Genomic DNA, 521 nt, shown 5'->3' with positions numbered 1-521 from the left:
GGGTAACGATTGTCGGTCATCATGCCGGGGATATTATTGCTGAATACGTGACGGCAATGAAGCATGGCTTAGGTCTGAATAAGATCCTGGGCACGATTCATATCTACCCAACCCTGGCGGAAACCAATAAGTTTGTCGCTGGTAACTGGAAAAAAGCCAACGCGCCTGAGAAGGTATTGCAGTTTCTTGAGAAATTTCATGCATGGCGTCGTGGTTGAGGCTTATTCATTCTTAGGCTGAGAACGCCATTCCTCACATGAAACCAACCAGCCCTAAGCCGCCAGCGAGCCATGGAAGGCTCTGTCTACTTGAGTTATTTTGACTATGGTCATACCCACCTACACTGACCACTTTCGTCATAAATTTCGAATTCAATAAATTTGTATTGACCTTACCGTAGCTGTAAGGTTTATGCTATTCCATATTAGATCAATTTATATAGGAGTAGCACGATGAATATCGGCGCGATATCAAAGCTAACAGGCCTTAATTCTAAAACCATTCGCTACTACGAAGAGATC

Annotated in this window: 2 protein-coding genes; both read left to right on the top strand. The window is 43.8% G+C overall.

Features of this window, described 5'->3' with window-relative positions:
* On the top strand, nucleotides 1–218 hold a 218-nt coding region (locus A3735_RS09660), incomplete at its 5' end, for a hypothetical protein (protein ID WP_197485810.1).
* A gap of 234 nt (nucleotides 219–452) precedes the next feature.
* The coding region (locus tag A3735_RS32510; protein WP_156499573.1) for a MerR family DNA-binding transcriptional regulator at nucleotides 453–521 on the top strand (69 nt) is incomplete at its 3' end.

This window comes from Oleiphilus sp. HI0061, from assembly GCF_001635675.1.
This window is presented reverse-complemented; position numbering and strand designations above follow the sequence as displayed.